The organism is Arthrobacter sp. H41, assembly GCF_000520535.1.
GTDB lineage: Bacteria > Actinomycetota > Actinomycetes > Actinomycetales > Micrococcaceae > Arthrobacter_D.
This window is the reverse complement of the sequence record NZ_KI914808.1, coordinates 1-14,217: the sequence shown is the minus strand read 5'-3', so window position 1 is coordinate 14,217 and position 14,217 is coordinate 1. Positions and strand designations below refer to the sequence as shown.

At 66.0% G+C, this 14,217-nt stretch carries 18 protein-coding genes; 10 read left to right on the top strand and 8 right to left on the bottom strand.

Annotated features, from left to right (window positions below):
• Positions 1-292 (top strand): SDR family NAD(P)-dependent oxidoreductase (locus Y705_RS23225; RefSeq protein WP_253908595.1); only part of this gene is annotated, 292 nt, incomplete at its 5' end.
• Here Y705_RS23225 and Y705_RS19470 read toward each other — a convergent pair.
• Entirely contained in the window at positions 267-788 is a 522-nt protein-coding gene (locus tag Y705_RS19470; protein WP_049822667.1) for a DUF2306 domain-containing protein, read from the bottom strand. The genes Y705_RS23225 and Y705_RS19470 overlap by 26 nt on opposite strands.
• Positions 789-874: 86 nt before the next feature.
• Between Y705_RS19470 and Y705_RS0111795 the strand changes: the two genes are divergently transcribed.
• Positions 875-1,516: a MerR family transcriptional regulator gene (locus Y705_RS0111795; protein ID WP_026533005.1), complete on the top strand. Its 642-nt coding sequence runs from the start codon at positions 875-877 to the stop codon at positions 1,514-1,516.
• Positions 1,517-1,528: 12 nt separating this feature from the next.
• On the opposite strand, the gene Y705_RS19465 is transcribed toward Y705_RS0111795, so the two are convergent.
• The gene (locus Y705_RS19465) at positions 1,529-2,539 is read right to left on the bottom strand and encodes a threonine/serine dehydratase (protein WP_081738010.1); all 1,011 of its coding nucleotides are present in this window, start codon (positions 2,537-2,539) and stop codon (positions 1,529-1,531) included.
• A gap of 178 nt (positions 2,540-2,717) precedes the next feature.
• Here Y705_RS19465 and Y705_RS0111785 point away from each other — a divergent pair, with 178 nt between their 5' ends.
• The gene (locus tag Y705_RS0111785) at positions 2,718-3,902 is read left to right on the top strand and encodes an FAD-dependent oxidoreductase (protein WP_026533004.1); all 1,185 of its coding nucleotides are present in this window, start codon (positions 2,718-2,720) and stop codon (positions 3,900-3,902) included.
• 29 nt (positions 3,903-3,931) lie between these two features.
• On the opposite strand, the gene Y705_RS0111780 is transcribed toward Y705_RS0111785, so the two are convergent.
• Positions 3,932-4,675, bottom strand: a complete 744-nt coding sequence (locus Y705_RS0111780) for a TSUP family transporter (protein ID WP_026533003.1) — start codon at positions 4,673-4,675, stop codon at positions 3,932-3,934.
• Positions 4,676-4,780: 105 nt separating this feature from the next.
• Between Y705_RS0111780 and Y705_RS0111775 the strand changes: the two genes are divergently transcribed.
• Positions 4,781-5,440, top strand: coding sequence for a DNA alkylation repair protein (locus Y705_RS0111775; RefSeq protein WP_026533002.1), 660 nt, complete (start codon positions 4,781-4,783; stop codon positions 5,438-5,440).
• 11 nt (positions 5,441-5,451) lie between these two features.
• Here Y705_RS0111775 and Y705_RS0111770 read toward each other — a convergent pair whose 3' ends face one another.
• The 4 genes from Y705_RS0111770 to Y705_RS19460 are packed head-to-tail and all read right to left on the bottom strand — an operon-like array spanning position 5,452 to position 8,963.
• Positions 5,452-6,621 (bottom strand): RtcB family protein, encoded by a 1,170-nt coding sequence (locus Y705_RS0111770; RefSeq protein ID WP_026533001.1) that lies wholly within the window; start codon positions 6,619-6,621, stop codon positions 5,452-5,454.
• 58 nt (positions 6,622-6,679) lie between these two features.
• Positions 6,680-7,231 carry a hypothetical protein gene (locus tag Y705_RS0111765; protein WP_026533000.1) on the bottom strand — a complete coding sequence of 184 codons (552 nt, stop codon included), beginning with the start codon at positions 7,229-7,231 and terminating at the stop codon, positions 6,680-6,682.
• Between the two features lie 21 nt (positions 7,232-7,252).
• Positions 7,253-7,906: an SAM-dependent methyltransferase gene (locus tag Y705_RS0111760; protein ID WP_026532999.1), complete on the bottom strand. Its 654-nt coding sequence runs from the start codon at positions 7,904-7,906 to the stop codon at positions 7,253-7,255.
• The gene (locus Y705_RS19460; RefSeq protein WP_049822666.1) at positions 7,896-8,963 is read right to left on the bottom strand and encodes an NAD(P)/FAD-dependent oxidoreductase; all 1,068 of its coding nucleotides are present in this window, start codon (positions 8,961-8,963) and stop codon (positions 7,896-7,898) included. Before Y705_RS19460 ends, Y705_RS0111760 begins: the two co-directional genes overlap by 11 nt.
• Before the next feature lie 234 nt (positions 8,964-9,197).
• Here Y705_RS19460 and Y705_RS0111750 point away from each other — a divergent pair, with 234 nt between their 5' ends.
• Genes Y705_RS0111750 through Y705_RS0111725 form a run of 6 tightly spaced genes read left to right on the top strand, consistent with a single transcriptional unit; the run spans position 9,198 to position 13,069 of the window.
• Complete coding sequence (locus Y705_RS0111750) at positions 9,198-9,764, top strand: type 1 glutamine amidotransferase domain-containing protein (protein WP_026532998.1); 567 nt, start codon at positions 9,198-9,200, stop codon at positions 9,762-9,764.
• Between the two features lie 56 nt (positions 9,765-9,820).
• Entirely contained in the window at positions 9,821-10,744 is a 924-nt protein-coding gene (locus Y705_RS0111745) for a DUF2797 domain-containing protein (RefSeq protein WP_049822665.1), read from the top strand.
• A 22-nt stretch (positions 10,745-10,766) separates the two neighbouring features.
• Positions 10,767-10,997, top strand: coding sequence for a hypothetical protein (locus tag Y705_RS0111740; RefSeq protein WP_026532996.1), 231 nt, complete (start codon positions 10,767-10,769; stop codon positions 10,995-10,997).
• 55 nt (positions 10,998-11,052) lie between these two features.
• Positions 11,053-11,502, top strand: coding sequence for an FAS1-like dehydratase domain-containing protein (locus Y705_RS0111735; protein ID WP_026532995.1), 450 nt, complete (start codon positions 11,053-11,055; stop codon positions 11,500-11,502).
• 2 nt (positions 11,503-11,504) lie between these two features.
• A complete protein-coding gene (locus tag Y705_RS0111730; protein ID WP_026532994.1) occupies positions 11,505-11,945 on the top strand; it encodes a MaoC family dehydratase in 441 nt (146 codons plus the stop codon).
• Positions 11,946-11,962: 17 nt separating this feature from the next.
• Positions 11,963-13,069 carry a UDP-N-acetylmuramate dehydrogenase gene (locus tag Y705_RS0111725; RefSeq protein WP_026532993.1) on the top strand — a complete coding sequence of 369 codons (1,107 nt, stop codon included), beginning with the start codon at positions 11,963-11,965 and terminating at the stop codon, positions 13,067-13,069.
• Between the two features lie 104 nt (positions 13,070-13,173).
• Here the strand turns inward: Y705_RS0111725 and Y705_RS0111720 are convergent, their stop codons facing one another.
• The gene (locus Y705_RS0111720) at positions 13,174-14,136 is read right to left on the bottom strand and encodes an acyl-CoA thioesterase (protein WP_026532992.1); all 963 of its coding nucleotides are present in this window, start codon (positions 14,134-14,136) and stop codon (positions 13,174-13,176) included.
• Positions 14,137-14,217: the final 81 nt, after the last annotated feature.

Below are 14,217 nucleotides of genomic sequence, written 5' to 3'. Positions count from 1 at the left end.
GGCCTACGGGGCAAGCAAGGCGGCGATGCACGCGATGACCCAATCCCTCGCCGTCGCCCTGGCCCCCTCCGGGATCTTCGCAGCCACCGTCGCTCCCGGCTTCGTCGATACGGACATGGGCCGCTCCGTTCTCGACGGGCCGGACGGGGACGCCGTTCGCGCCCAGAGCCCATTCGGCCGGGTCGCCGAGCCGGCCGAGGTCGCCGCGACCGTCGCGTGGCTCGCAACCGCGGCGCCGGAGTGGGTCAGCGGCACGGTGATCGACGTCAACGGTGCGTCCTACCTGCGCTGACCTTTGGCGTGGCCGGATGGACGTCCGCCCGAACAAGCGGGATCCGCCTCCTCTGCGGACGAACGGTGAAGTACAGCGCGGCTGTGCTTGCGAGGACAAGGACCGCAACGACGACGGCGGTCAGTGGATCGTCGGCCAGAAGCCGTGGAATGAGTCGGTCGGGCAGGGTGGCGGCGAAGACGAACGCAATCAGAATGCCGAGGTAACTGCCGATCATGTTGAAAAGATGCCCCCGGACGTTCCTGCGGATAGCAGCGGCGAGGCCGAGCGACACCGTCACCATGGTGAATGCGGACAGTCCGTGGAGCCAGGTGAAGTGTCCGGAAGGGACAATCCAGAAGCTGCTGAGACACACGTAGAGCATGCCGGCAACCCAGGTGTAACCAAGGATGCGGTGCCTGCGGTCGCGCCGTCGTCGGAGAATATTCATCGGCCCCAGCGCGAGCACGTACAGGGCGACGATTACGTGGCTTGCCAGTAATGCGTTCCATTCCATGCTTGTAGGATAGGAGTACTATCCAATGGTTGTATATCTGGATATCGAACCACTGATCCGCTATCCAACCGGAAGGGCAGTACCTGGTGCAGCTAGCTGAACTCAGCAAGGCGTCCGAGGTCAGCGCGACGAGCATCAAGTTCTACCTGAGGAGTGGGCTCCTGCAGCCGGGGGCGCGGCTGAACCCGACCCGCGCTGCCTACGGCCCGGAGCATCTGCAGCGACTCCGGCTCATCCAGGGGCTGCGGCACGTGGTGGGGCTGGGGCTTCGCGAGATCACGATCATCGTGGACGCCCTCGACAAGGCCGACGGTTCGGCGGAGCAGACGCTTGAACTGCTGGGGGTTATCCAGTCAACCGTGCTGAAGCTCCAGGGCCCTGAGGTGCACACGGTTGAAGGTGACGCGGTTGTCGCTGAGCTGGGGTGGCCCGACGAGCCGAGCGAGGCGCGGAACGCCCTCAACGCGCATCTCGCCGCGATGACGACGGCGGGGGTGTCGCTGGATCTTGCGACGCTCAGGACTTATGCCGTTGCCGCTGATTCGATCGCCGGCCTGGACCTGGACATCACGGGCTCGAAACCGACACTCGATGAACTGGCGCTCACCGCCGCTGTCGGAATGCACATGCATAGCCAACTCGTGCTGAAAATGCTCGCCCTCGCGCAGGCCAGCCATGCCATCCGGCGGTACGGCGGGCGCGATCTCCTGCGCGGGACCGAGGAATGAGCAGGACGGCGGCTAGCCGTGCCCGGTGCCGCCGCTCTCCGCTCGCGCAGTTCGGGTGTCGCCCGGTTGCCTGGCGACGACTGCTTCGGGAGGGCTCTCCAGCGTGCGTGAATCGGTGTTCGCTCCGCAGATGATCACTGCTACGCGTTCCCCTGCGGAGGGAGTGTAGGCTCCGGACGTGAGGGCGGCGAAGGCCGTCGCCGCTCCGTATTCGGCGGGGATGCGGTACTCGCTCCACAACTGCGACCGGGCGGCGACGACGGCTGTGTCATCGACGAGCACCGAGGTCGGCGGTATCCGCGACGCCATGCCGAAAGCGATCTCGCCCACTCGTCGGGCACCCAGGGAGTCCGCTGCAATTCCGGACACCGGTACGTCGACCGGCCGACCGGCCTTCAGAGCCGCGTGCAGGGTGGGGATGCTGAAAGGTTCGACCGCGACGACGCCCGCCCGGCCCTCGGCCGTTGCCGCGACGCCCGCATACAGCCCGCCCCCACCGACGGCGACGATGATCGTGTCGATGCCGGGCTCATCCTCGAGAATCTCCTCGGCGATGGTGCCCGCGCCCGCTGCGACCTCAAGCTGGTCGTAGGCGTGGCAGAACAAGGCCCCGCTCGCTTCGACATACTGCATCGCCGCTGTGTAGGCCTCCGCGTATTCCGCACCGACTTGACGGACAGTTGCCCCATACCCGAGGAGGCGATCCACCTTCACGCGAGGGGCAGTGGCCGGCACGAACACGGTTGCCGGAACACCGAGAGCCGCCGCGGCATAGGCATTGGCCAGGCCCGCGTTGCCGCCGGAGGCTGCCACCACCCCGACTGCGGGGTCGAGCTCGCCGCGCTCGCGTGCTGACAGGAGACGGTTGAAAGCCCCGCGGGCCTTGAAGACACCGGTGTGCTGAAGAAACTCGCACTTGAACCACAGCGGCACAGCCGCTGTGCCCGCGCGGAACAGGGGCGTGCGCCGAACATAGCCGCTGATGCGCTTCTCTGCCTCGAGTACGTCGCTTCGGATGATCACGGATTCTCCCTCTGTGTGTCCGTCCATACGATTCGCAAGAATAGCGCGTAGCTGGAGGGCCTGTTTCACGATGGCGAGGGAGTCTGCCTCACGCAGGTCGACGACCGGGATGATTTCGGTTCGTTCGGACAAGGTCAGGCACTAGGTTGATCCGTAGGGAACGTCGGAGGGGGGAAATGTGGTCGGATCCGGGCGCACAGCAGTGATCGTTGGAGGCGGCATTGCCGGGCTGACGGCCGCGGCGTCCCTTCTTCGCCAGGGATGGACCGTGACAGTGCTTGAGCAGGCGGACCGGATTACCGAAGTCGGGGCCGGCCTCAGCATCACGGCCAATGGGCTGTCCGCTCTTGCCTCCCTCGGCATCGACTCCGCTATACGCGACGCAGGTCACCGCCTGTATATGACCGGAACGATGGACCACCGGGGAGCCCGGCTGATACGCATTCCCCGGAACAGTGCAGGAGAGCCGCCGCAGGATGTCTACGGAATTCACCGGCAGCAGCTGCATAAGCTGTTGCGGAATGCCGCTGACCGGGCGTGCCTTGTGAGCGGCGCACGGGTGATTTCGGTGAGCCCCGGCAACCCGGACGGCGCCCGCGCCTCGGTGCAGTGCCTTGAAGCAGGCGGCACCAGGAACTACGAGGCGGCCCTCGTGGTGGGAGCCGACGGTCTGCGCAGCATCCTGCGGAGCCGGCTCGCGCCCGCAACCGTGCCGCAGTACAGCGGTAAATCCGCGTGGCGGGGCATTGTCGAGGACAGCTCCCTCATCTCGGATGACTTCGCGGTGATCTGGGGACCCGGCACCGAATTCGGCGCCGTCCGGATCAGCGCGAACCAGGTGTATTGGTATGGATACACCCACTTCGCCGAGGGAAAGCAATGGCCGAACGAGAAGTCGGCGGCCGGAAGCCACTTCTCCGGATGGGCACCCCCGGTCCCTTCGCTGATCGAGGCCACACCGGCGGACGGGGTCATCCGGCATGACGTCTACTCACTCGCACCGCGCCTTCCAACCTACGTGTATGGGCGCACGGTGCTGATCGGCGACGCCGCCCATGCCATGGTGCCGACCATGGGCCAAGGCGCCAACACCTCCCTGGAGGATGGGGTGTGCGTGGGCCTCCTGATCGGCCGCGCGGTCAATGTTGGTACACCGCTCGCAACCGCACTCCAGCACTTCGATGCCCAGCGCCGCCCCCGGACGCAACGCATTGCGCGTCGTTCCCACTACGCCGGACTACTCGGGGCTGACGTTCGCGGGCAATTCGCCGTCGTGGTCCGCAACACGCTGATGAAGGTCATCCCCGGCGGCCCCGCAGCTGCAGCAGGAGCGTCGATCCTGTCCTGGAAAGCACTGCTCTAGCCAGTTCGCTGTTCCAGCGGAACGGCGCCTCAGACCAGCTCGGAGATGCCTTTGGCAATCGCGGCCACCCCGCCCAGGCCGGCCAGGGCGATCGCCAGGGTTCGGGCAGCCGCGGGTGGAACCTTCCGTTCCAGCAGGGTCCCAAGCAGGATCCCCGCGGCAACCACGCCGACGACGGCGGGGACCACCCACCAGGGTGGCAGGGTCTCGAACCCTGTGCCGCCGATCGCGGTCTTGGCGATGACGGACATCGCGCCCATGCTCATGTAGATCGGCTGCAGCGACGCGGAAAAGGTCCGCTGCTCCCACCGGGTCACCTGCGCGTAGATCACCATGGCCGGGGCCGCGACACCGGCAGTCGCATTCAGCAACCCTCCCAGGGCGCCGGCGGTGAAAGTGACCCCGCTACCGGTCAGGTGCGGTAGACGCGGCGCACCCAGCGTCAGCGCGAGACTGGCGAGGACCACCGATCCAACGATGATCTGCAGCCAGGCGGCGGGAATGATCGCCACCAGGCCGGCGCCGACGACGACGCCGATTGCCGCTGAGGCGATCAGCACCAGCGCCCGTCGCCAGACGACGCGCCGCCGCACGGAGAGCAGAATGAGGAACCCGGTCACCGTGGTGGTGGCGTTCGTGGCAAGGACACCAGCGGACGGGCCGAGAAGCAGCGCGAGGACGGGGGAGACGACCAGCCCGACGCCCGTGCCGGAGATCCGCTGGAGCACGGTGCCGACGAAAATCGCCAGCCCGGCGATGACCAGAATCTCCATGCTGTCCTCCTTGCGCTGGATCCAAGCGGGAATTCCCATCGTGGCACAGTCCGCGCCGTCGTCGCCGGTTGCCGATCGGCTCAGCGGAGACGGGAGAATGGTCCGATGAGCGATCCTGCAGACTTCGTGGATGTTGCACTGCAGCGTGAGGGGTCAGAGGAGCGGGCGGCCGAGGCGGAGGCGAGGCTCGGAGGCAACCTGCGCTTCTACGGTTCCTCGGTGGGAGCGGTCCGCGGAACCATCCGGGACACCATCCGCCGCTATCCGGGTCTGGCGCATGACGAGGTCACCGCGTTGACTTCCGAGTTATGGGCGGTCCCGGTATTCGAACGCCGCCTCGCGGCCGTCGTCCTGCTTCAATCGAACCTCCAGCTGCTGGCGCACTCGGACCTGACGCGCATCGAGGGCTTTGTCCGGGAGGCGCGGCTGCAGGTCCTGGTCGACCCGCTCGCGGTCGATGTCACAGGGCCCCTGATCGACAAGCTGGAGTCGCCCGTCCGGGCACGCGCCGACGTCGTCCTGAACCGCTGGGCGCGCGACGACGACGCCTGGCTGCGGCGCGCAGCCCTGCTCGCGCCGCTTCGTGCGCTCCGGACGGGCGGGGGCGACTGGACGGCGTTCACCCGTTCCGCCGCAGCCGTCCTTTCGCGGCCACGCGACCGGGGAGAGGACGGCGGAGGCGTCGATCGCGAGGCAGTCTCCCTGGTGCTCTCGGAACTGGGGAGGACCAGGCCTGAACTGACACTTCCGCTGCCGGGCCGCTGACGGGAGCCAAGTCAGTCGCCCTTGACGTTCACGATCTGCCGCAGGGCGTGCCGGATGTCCACCAGGTCCTTCGCATCCTCCATGACCACGTCGATGTCCTTGTAGGCGCCGGGTATTTCATCGAGGAACGCCTCGGTGTCGCGGAATTCGATGCCCTCCATCGCTTTCCGGAGCTGGTCATGGGTGAAGTGCTTCCGTGCCGCGTTGCGTGAGTACTCCCTGCCCGCCCCGTGCGGCGCGGAGCTCAGCGAGGAAGCGAAACCCTTGCCCGTCACCACATAGGACCGGGTGCCCATGGAACCGGGAATCAGTCCGGGGCGGCCTGCGTCAGCGGCGATGGCACCCTTCCTGGACAGCCACACCTCCTTGCCGAAGTGGGTTTCCTTCGCCGTGTAGTTGTGGTGGCAATTGATTCGCTCCCGCTCAAGGACCGGCCCACCGACCCACTGGGTGAATTGCCGGAGGACACGGTCCATCATCTCCTCACGGTTCAGCAGCGCGAACCGCTGCGCCCACAGCAGTTCCTTGATATAGCGGTCGAACTGGTCGGTCCCCTCGACGAGGTAGGCGAGGTCGGGGTGCGGCAGCTCGATGCCGTGGTCCCTGCAGTAGGCCTGGGCCGCCTTGATATGGTGCTGCGCTATCCGGTTGCCGATACCGCGGGACCCCGAGTGGAGGAAGAGCCAGACGCCGTCGTTCTCATCCAGCGACACCTCGATGAAATGATTGCCGGACCCCAGCGTCCCGAGCTGGAGACGCCATTTGCCGACATATGCCGCGGGGTCGAAGCCGGCCGTAGCAGCTTCCTGCTCCAGGAGCCGGATCCGTAGTTCGGCCGTCGTGGCCACCTTGCGGTTGTTGTTTCCCGCGGAGAGCGGGACGTCGCGCTCAATTGCTTCACGCAGCGCTCTCCGGTCGAAGTGCTGGATGTCATTCGCACTGTAGTCGGTGCGAACCGCGACCATGCCGCACCCGATATCCACCCCCACGGCTGCAGGGATGATGGCGCCGAGGGTGGGCAGGACCGACCCGACGGCACAACCCTTCCCGAGGTGAGCGTCGGGCATGGAGGCGAAGTGCGGGTAGATGAACGGCATGGTACTCGTCATCCTGTTCTGCTCGAGCGTCAATTCGTCGATCACGCTGGCGAAGTTGAGGTACCGCTCGTTGACCTGTTCCATGGGTGGAGCCTACCGATAGTGCCTGAACTGGGGATAGGGCCGGTGTTGCGGCGCACGCCTAGCCCTCGCCCCTTGCGGCTCTCAAGCGGGCGCGCCGGCCCTCGAAGTAAGGCTCGAAATCGAGAATCCGCACCAGCTCGATCGTAGCGGGATCCATCCCCCGGACCCCGAGAACCAACCCGTGCCCGTCGTGGGAACCCGCTGCCCACCAGCCGTCGCGTTCCTGCCACACCGTGAAAACGGTGCGGTTGCCGTCAACCGGAAGAACGACGTCGTCGCCCATTTCCTCCTGCAACGCATGCTGCCTGGCGATCATCTGGGGGCCGCTGTCGTGGACACCGCCCCGCATCCGCTGGAGGCTGACGTCAACCACCGGGTCCTGGGTGGTGGTGCGCACCGTCACGTGCGGAGTTCCGGTGTCAGAACCGTGAATCAGCGTCGCTACGGTCGGAGGGGTGGACCCGAGGTCCCACTCGCCGGTGGCCCTGTCTCCGGGCCAGCCGACCAGTCCGAAAACGCTGGTGCCGGCAGCGACGCGGCGCACCTGCTGCTCGCCGTCGTCGTACATGGCCCAGAATGCAGCCGGATCGAGCCATCCCGAAGGTTCCATGGCGCCAGTATGCCAGCACGGTCACCTGTTTCGGAGGGCCACCAGCACCGAATCGTGGATGGTCACGAGGTTCCCTTCGGGGTCCGCGGCTGGACGCGGGCGTGCCTCGCAGGCCGTGACCGTCCAGCCGGCGTCGAGCAGTCCGGCCACCTCATCAGGGCTGTAGAACAGGGCGGCCGTTCGCGGTCGCTGAACCGTGGTGTGCATGTCGGACGGGTGGTGGCCCACGATCAGGAATGTGCCGCCGGGTGCCACCGAGGCCGCCAACCGTTGGAACAGGGGAGTCCGGTCCGCGGGCGGAAGCTGCATGAACTGTACCGACACGAGATCGTAGCCCAGTGGCTCGGGCTCCCATGACAGCAGGTCTTCGGCAAACCACTCGATACGGTCTCCTACCTGGGCCGCGTCCGCCTGTCCCCGCGCCCGGGCCAGGGCGACGGGGGAGATGTCGACGCCGGTGACCCGCCAGCCGCGGCCCGCGAGCCAGATGGCGTCGGCGCCCTCTCCGCACCCGACATCCAGTGCACGGCCTGGAGTATGCTCCTGCGTCTCGGCCACGAGGTGGGGATTCGGGTTTCCGCTCCAAACCCGGTGCTGGCCGGCGTACCGCCTGTCCCAGAATTCCTGATCGAAGACAGCGTGCTCGAACTCTTCGTGCTCGGATTCAGTGTGCATGGTGCTCCAGGGTAGGGGTGAGTACAGTCTTGAGGCCGTGGCGCTTGTTGCCAAGAACCAACTCCGTAATGCGTGCCTCAGTGGCCGCCGAGAAGCCGTTCTTCCGGGCTTCTACGGCAGCGGTGGTCTCCTCGTCGATGAGGTCGGCGTTGATGGCCGCCCCGGCCGCAGCGCCCCCTGCCGCTGAACTGATGACCTGGGCGAAAAGGTCGGTTGCGTTTCCCGCCGCCCACACCCCCTTCACTGCCGTAGCTCCGCGGGTGTCGGTCTCGAGGGCAGCGCCCACTCCCATCGGATGCTCCTCGGTCAGCAGCCCGAGCGAGGTCATCACGGTCGAGCGGGCAGCGAACCGGGGCCCGACCACCAGGGCTCCGAGCGCGAACGCCCGGTCGGAGTCCAGGACTACGCCGGTCACGCCCTCCGAGTCGGCGTCGACTTCGCGCACTGCCCCCTCGACGACACTGATCGACCGGGCCGCAAGCTTCTCCCACTCCTCTTCCGTGGGGGTTACGGCGTCGTTGAGGAACAGGGTGATGTCGGCGCTCCACTGACGGAACAGCAGTGCCTGGTGGATGGCCATGGGTCCCGAGGCGAGGACTCCGATGGGCCGGTTCCGCACCTCCCAGCCATGACAGTAGGGGCAGTGCACCACACCATGGCCCCATTGCTCGCGGAGACCCGGGACGTTTGGCAGCTCGTCGACCAGGCCCGTTGTGAGCAGCAGCCGCCGCGCCGTGACGCGGGTGCCGTCCTCGAGCAGCACCTCGAATTGCGGTTCGCGGGACTGCGGGTGCAGCGCTCGAGCGGACGTGGCGGTTCCCTGCAGGATCGCTCCGCCATAGGTCGATACTTCCTCCCTGCCGATCGACAGCAGTTCCAGGGGACTCACGCCGTCCCTGGAGAGGAATCCGTGCACACCCGCGGCGGGTGCATTTCGCGGTTGTCCCGCGTCGATCACGAGCACCGAGCGGAGTGCCCTTCCCAGGGTTACAGCGGCGCTGAGCCCCGCTGCCCCTCCTCCGATGATGACGACGTCGTACTGGAACTGCTTGTCCATGGCTCTCTCCTGGGTGCTGACGCGGCAGGAATGCCGACAAGATCAATTCTTTGCCGACGGCGTCTTATTTGGCAAACATCATTGCCGTTATAGCAAACTCGAATCAGGATTCCCCACGACGGAACAGCGCTCGACGGCGTCGATTCCGCCGACCAATTAGTCAGCTTGCTTAGGATCTGCACATTTCCTAGGGTGGAGACGTAAGGCATAGCGACTCTACTCATTGGAGAAAACATGTCCGCGCACAATATTTCAGGCAAGAAAGTGGCCTTCCTCCTCACCGACGGCGTCGAGCAGATTGAACTGACGAGTCCGTGGAATGCCGTCAAGGAAGCCGGGGGAGTGCCGACGCTCGTTTCCCCGAAGACGGGCAAGCTGCAGGGGTTCGACGGTATGGACAAGGGGGAGACGTTCTCGGTCGATCTGGCGGTGAAGGATGCGAAGGCCGAGGATTTCGATGCACTCGTGCTGCCCGGAGGTGTGGTGAACGCGGACTTCCTCCGCGTCGATAAGGATGCCCAGCAGTTCACACGGTCGTTCTTCGAGCAGCACAAGCCGGTAGCGTCGATCTGCCACGGCCCGTGGCTGCTGATTGAGGCGGGAGTGGTGAGCGGCCGTGACGTCACCTCCTACCACACCCTCGCCACCGATCTGCGGAATGCGGGCGCGAACTGGACCGACGAGGAGGTGGTGGTTGACCAGGGTCTGGTCACCAGCCGTAATCCCGGTGACCTCGACGCTTTCAACGACAAACTCCTCGAAGAGATCGCCGAGGGTCAGCACGAGGGCCAGACAACCTAGGAGACTACTCGGGAGGGCGGTCGAAGCCGTGCCGCGTGTCCGTCTAGGCTTGCTGGATGCCGCCCGCCCCGCAGTACCTGTGCAGTGGGGTGACCTGGCGGAAAAATATCCCATTCCTTGCCCTCGAGGGTCCCGACGGCGCGTCCGAGGATCTCCCGTTGGTGCCTGGCGCCCGGCTCGGCTACCGCATCGCCTCGTCTCCCGGCGTCAGGTACTGCCTCGGCCACTATCGGGTGCACGACGTCGAAACGCGTACCCACGTCCGCTGCGCGGTGCAGGCAGCCGCTGAACGCGGGTACCAGTGCGGGCAGTGTTTCGCCCGCGACGACCTACGGTTCATGCACGACATCCACCGTTCCGGGATAGCGCCCGAAGGGCTCAAGCGCTATCTAAACCAGCGCCATTGGCTTTATATCGCCACTTTCGCAGGCGGTGCCACAAAGGTCGGCACGGCGTCGGACCTGCGGAAACGCGCCCGCCTCGTGGAGCAGGGGGCGGTGGCGGCGAGCTACGTCGCGTCGGCCGAGAACGGCCGCGTCGTGCGCATTCTTGAGGATGAGGTGACGCGCGCCCTCGGGCTGCAGCAGGCCGTGCGGTCTTCCGCAAAGGCGGCCGCCCTGCGCGCGCCGTTGGAGGCCAGGCAGCTCGACGTGCTGAACGCGGAGCATGCGGACGCGACCCGGGACCTGCTGACGAACGGCATGGACATCGGAGGTTTCACCGTGGTGCAGGAGGTGTTCGTCCCGCCGTCGTCGTGGAGCGCTGTGCTGACCGCCCCGCAGTCGCAGCCCTACCCGGAGCCACTGGATTCCGGCGAGCACGGGTTCACTATCGGGCCGATGATCGGTTCTTGCGTGCTCGCCACGATCGCAGGAACAGCGGTGCCATTCCTTGCGGATCTGTCCCTGCTCAAGGGCCGGCGGATCGAACCCGGGAACTTCACAACAGGGGTCCCCGCGGTGCAGGAGTCCCTGTTCTGAGCTGAACCAGTAGGCTTGAACCATGCTCAATACCCCGTGGGAGACCGGCTCGGCCCTGTACCGGAGGCTTCTGGTCGCCGCACTGGTGATCACCGGCGTCGGTATTCTGCTCGCCGTCTCCGGGGCGGCCTCCGGGTCGAATGCACTCGTCTTCGCGGCGATGCCCGTCATCGTCGCAGGTCTGGTGTGTCATATCGCGGGTATGGTGGTGCGCGCAAGGGACGTGCGGCGGCGCTCGGGCGCCCGCTGCTGAACCCTTCCGCTCGACTATCCTTGAAGCTTTTCCACGCCCCCTTCGGAGGAGATCCATGACCATCAATCCAGAACTGCAGGGGCGGAGTTATCCCGCCGGGGACAGCTTCACCGTAGGGCGGGAAGCTATCCGGGACTTCGCCAGGGCGGTGAAAGCGGGGAACCGGGCACACTACGACGTCGAAGCCGCGCAAGCTCTCGGCCACCGCGACCTCGTAGCGCCCCCGACCTTCGCCATCATCGTGGCGCAGCGGGCAGATGCCCAGCTCATCGCGGATCCGTCCGCAGGCATCGACTTCACGCGCGTGGTCCACGCGGACCAGCGCTTCATCCACCACCGGCCCATCGTCGCCGGAGACGAACTCGTCGCCGAACTGCACGTGGACCAGGTCCGCGCGATGGGGGGCGGCGCGATGATCACCACGCGCGCCGAGATCTTCACGGTGGACGGCGAGAGAACAGCCACCACGACGTCGTCACTCCTGGTGCGCGGAGAGGAGCAGTAGCCATGACAGTTCAGTTCAGGAGCCTCGAAGTGGGCCAGGAAATCGGGTCGGCTACCATTCCCATCACCCGTCAGGACCTCGTGAAGTACGCGGGTGCGTCCGGCGACTTCAACCCCATCCACTGGAACCAGGCCTTCGCGATGAGCGTGGGACTGCCCGGCGTGATTGCGCACGGCATGTTCACCATGGGCGCCGCCGTGCAGCTGGTGAGCGACTGGACCGGCGATCCGGGCGCCGTCGTCGACTACCAGACGCGCTTCACCAAGCTGGTGATCGTGGAGGATACGACGGCCGAGCCGGCAGCCGCGGGAGCCGTTGTCGAGGTCCGGGGAGTTATCGGGGCGATCAATAGCGAGGAGAAGACCGCGCGGGTGGACCTCACCGTGATGTACGGGGGCCAGAAGGTGCTGGTCAAGGCACAGGCAGTCGTGAAATTGCCGTGACGGAGCAGGTTGCAGGAGTGGAACTCGCTTCATTCACCACCGCGGGCGTGGGCGGGCCGGCCCGGAAGCTCGTCGCGACCGGTTCCGAACAGGAGATCATCGACGCCGTCGGCGCGGCCGATGATGCGGGGGAGCCGCTGCTCATTCTCGCGGGCGGATCCAACCTCATCATCTCCGACGCGGGATTCGACGGCACGGTAGTCCGCATCACCTCCTCGGGTTTCACGGTGAACGACGACGACGCGACCTGCGGCGGCGTGATGGTCAAGGTGCAGGCGGGCCAGGACTGGGACGAGCTGGTGGAGTACACGGTCCGGCATGCTTTCTCGGGCCTCGAAACGCTGTCCGGAATTCCGGGCTCCACCGGAGCTACGCCGGTGCAGAACGTCGGCGCCTACGGTTCCGATGTGTCCCAGACGATCGCCACGGTGCGTACCTGGGACCGCGAAACCCGCACTATCAAGAGCTTCACCAACTTCGAGTTGAAATTCGGCTACCGGACCTCGTTGCTGAAGCACACCACGGTGAACGGATCGCCCCGCTACGTTGTGCTGAGCGTCGAGTTCCAGCTCGGACTAGGACGGATGGGCAAGCCCATCAAGTACGCCGAGCTCGCCCGCGCACTCGATCTTCCCGTCGGGGGCCGGGCCTACGCCACCGATGTGCGACGCGCGGTGCTGAAGCTGCGGTCCGCGAAGGGAATGGTCCTCGACCCGCCGGACCGGGACACCTGGAGCACCGGCTCGTTCTTCACCAATCCCATCGTTTCGGATTCGGAAGCATCGGTGCTGCCCGTTGATGCGCCTCGGTTCCCGGCAGGGGAGGAGGGCAAGGTCAAGCTCAGCGCTGCCTGGCTGATCGAGAATGCCGGGTTCACGAAGGGCTTCGGCCTGGAGACTCCTCGGGACAAGGGTACGGGTGGGAGCTCGGGCAGCGACGCCGGCGTCCATTCGGTCGGTGGGCGCGCGTCGCTGTCCACGAAACATACCCTTGCCGTGACCAACCGCGGCGGAGCGAGCGCCGAGGACCTGCTGCGCATTGCGCGGCTCGTGGCCGACGGCGTGGAGCGGGTGTTCGGGGTACGCCTGCACCCGGAACCGCTACTGATCAGCTGCTCCCTCTGAAGCCCGTTCGCCCGCTCGAGCAGTGAGCCCGCGGGCTCTTCGACTTCCAACTCACCGGGCCGGCCCGCGGGCTCGACTTCATGGCGATAGAGCAAGGACTGCCCTTAGCCAAGCAGGTGGTTCGGCAGCCTGTTTCCCGGAGCCCGTCCACGAATCTCGAGAAGTTCCCGGGCATGCTCCGCCAACCGCTTATCCTCCTCCGAGCGGGGCGACCACGCCGGTATGGGAACAGCGGTACCGCTGTCGTCGCGGGCAACCATGACGGTGAGGCAATACGTGGTGAGGTGCATTTCAGTCCCGGTCGCTTCGCCCGACCGGACATGCACGGCGATATGCATTCCTTTCTTTCCTGTATAGACAAGGCGTGCTTCGACTTCCACGACGTCGCCGATGAGCAACGGCCGATAAAACCGCACTCCACCTGAGAAGACCGCCACGGTGTGCCTGCCCGAGTATCTCGAGGCACACACGTACGCCGCTTCATCGATCCAGGCCATCACCGTGCCGCCGTGGACCTTTCCGCCCCAGTTGACGTCCGTGGGAGCGGCGAGGAAGCGGAGGGTGACACGTTCCGCTGTTCCTTCTCCGGTATATTCCTGCTTGTTCATGGCCGCCACGATCTGCTCGCGAACCGCAATCCGGGCGACGGCGCTGTCCCGGCGCTGGATCTCCTCCGGCGTGGCGGGCTCGAAAGGCTGGACGGGATCCGGTTTTCCATCGGGGCCCACCGCTACAAAGATCACCAGGCACTGGCTGCGCATGGTTGCCTCGTCGCCCTTGACATCACCCGAGGAGACCACCGTTTGGATATGGATGGAGGACCGACCGGTGTGGACGATGGTGGCCTGTACCTCCACCATGTCACCGACCTTGACGGGATCGGCGAAGTGGATGTTGCCGACGTATGCAGTCACGCAGTAGGACTTAGCCCAGCCGACGGCCGCCGCGTAAGCGGCCTTGTCCACCCACTCCAGCACCGTGCCGGCGTCGACGGATCCGCTGTGGCCAAGGTCCGTTGGCGCAGCGAGAAAGCGAAGGGTAACCGACTTGTTGGGTGTCTCTGTCATGGTGTTGTCTCCAATGGCAACGGACCCTGCTGGGGTTACGTCCCGCTGAGTGGTGTAGTTCTCCGCTGTTGAGCGTTGCGT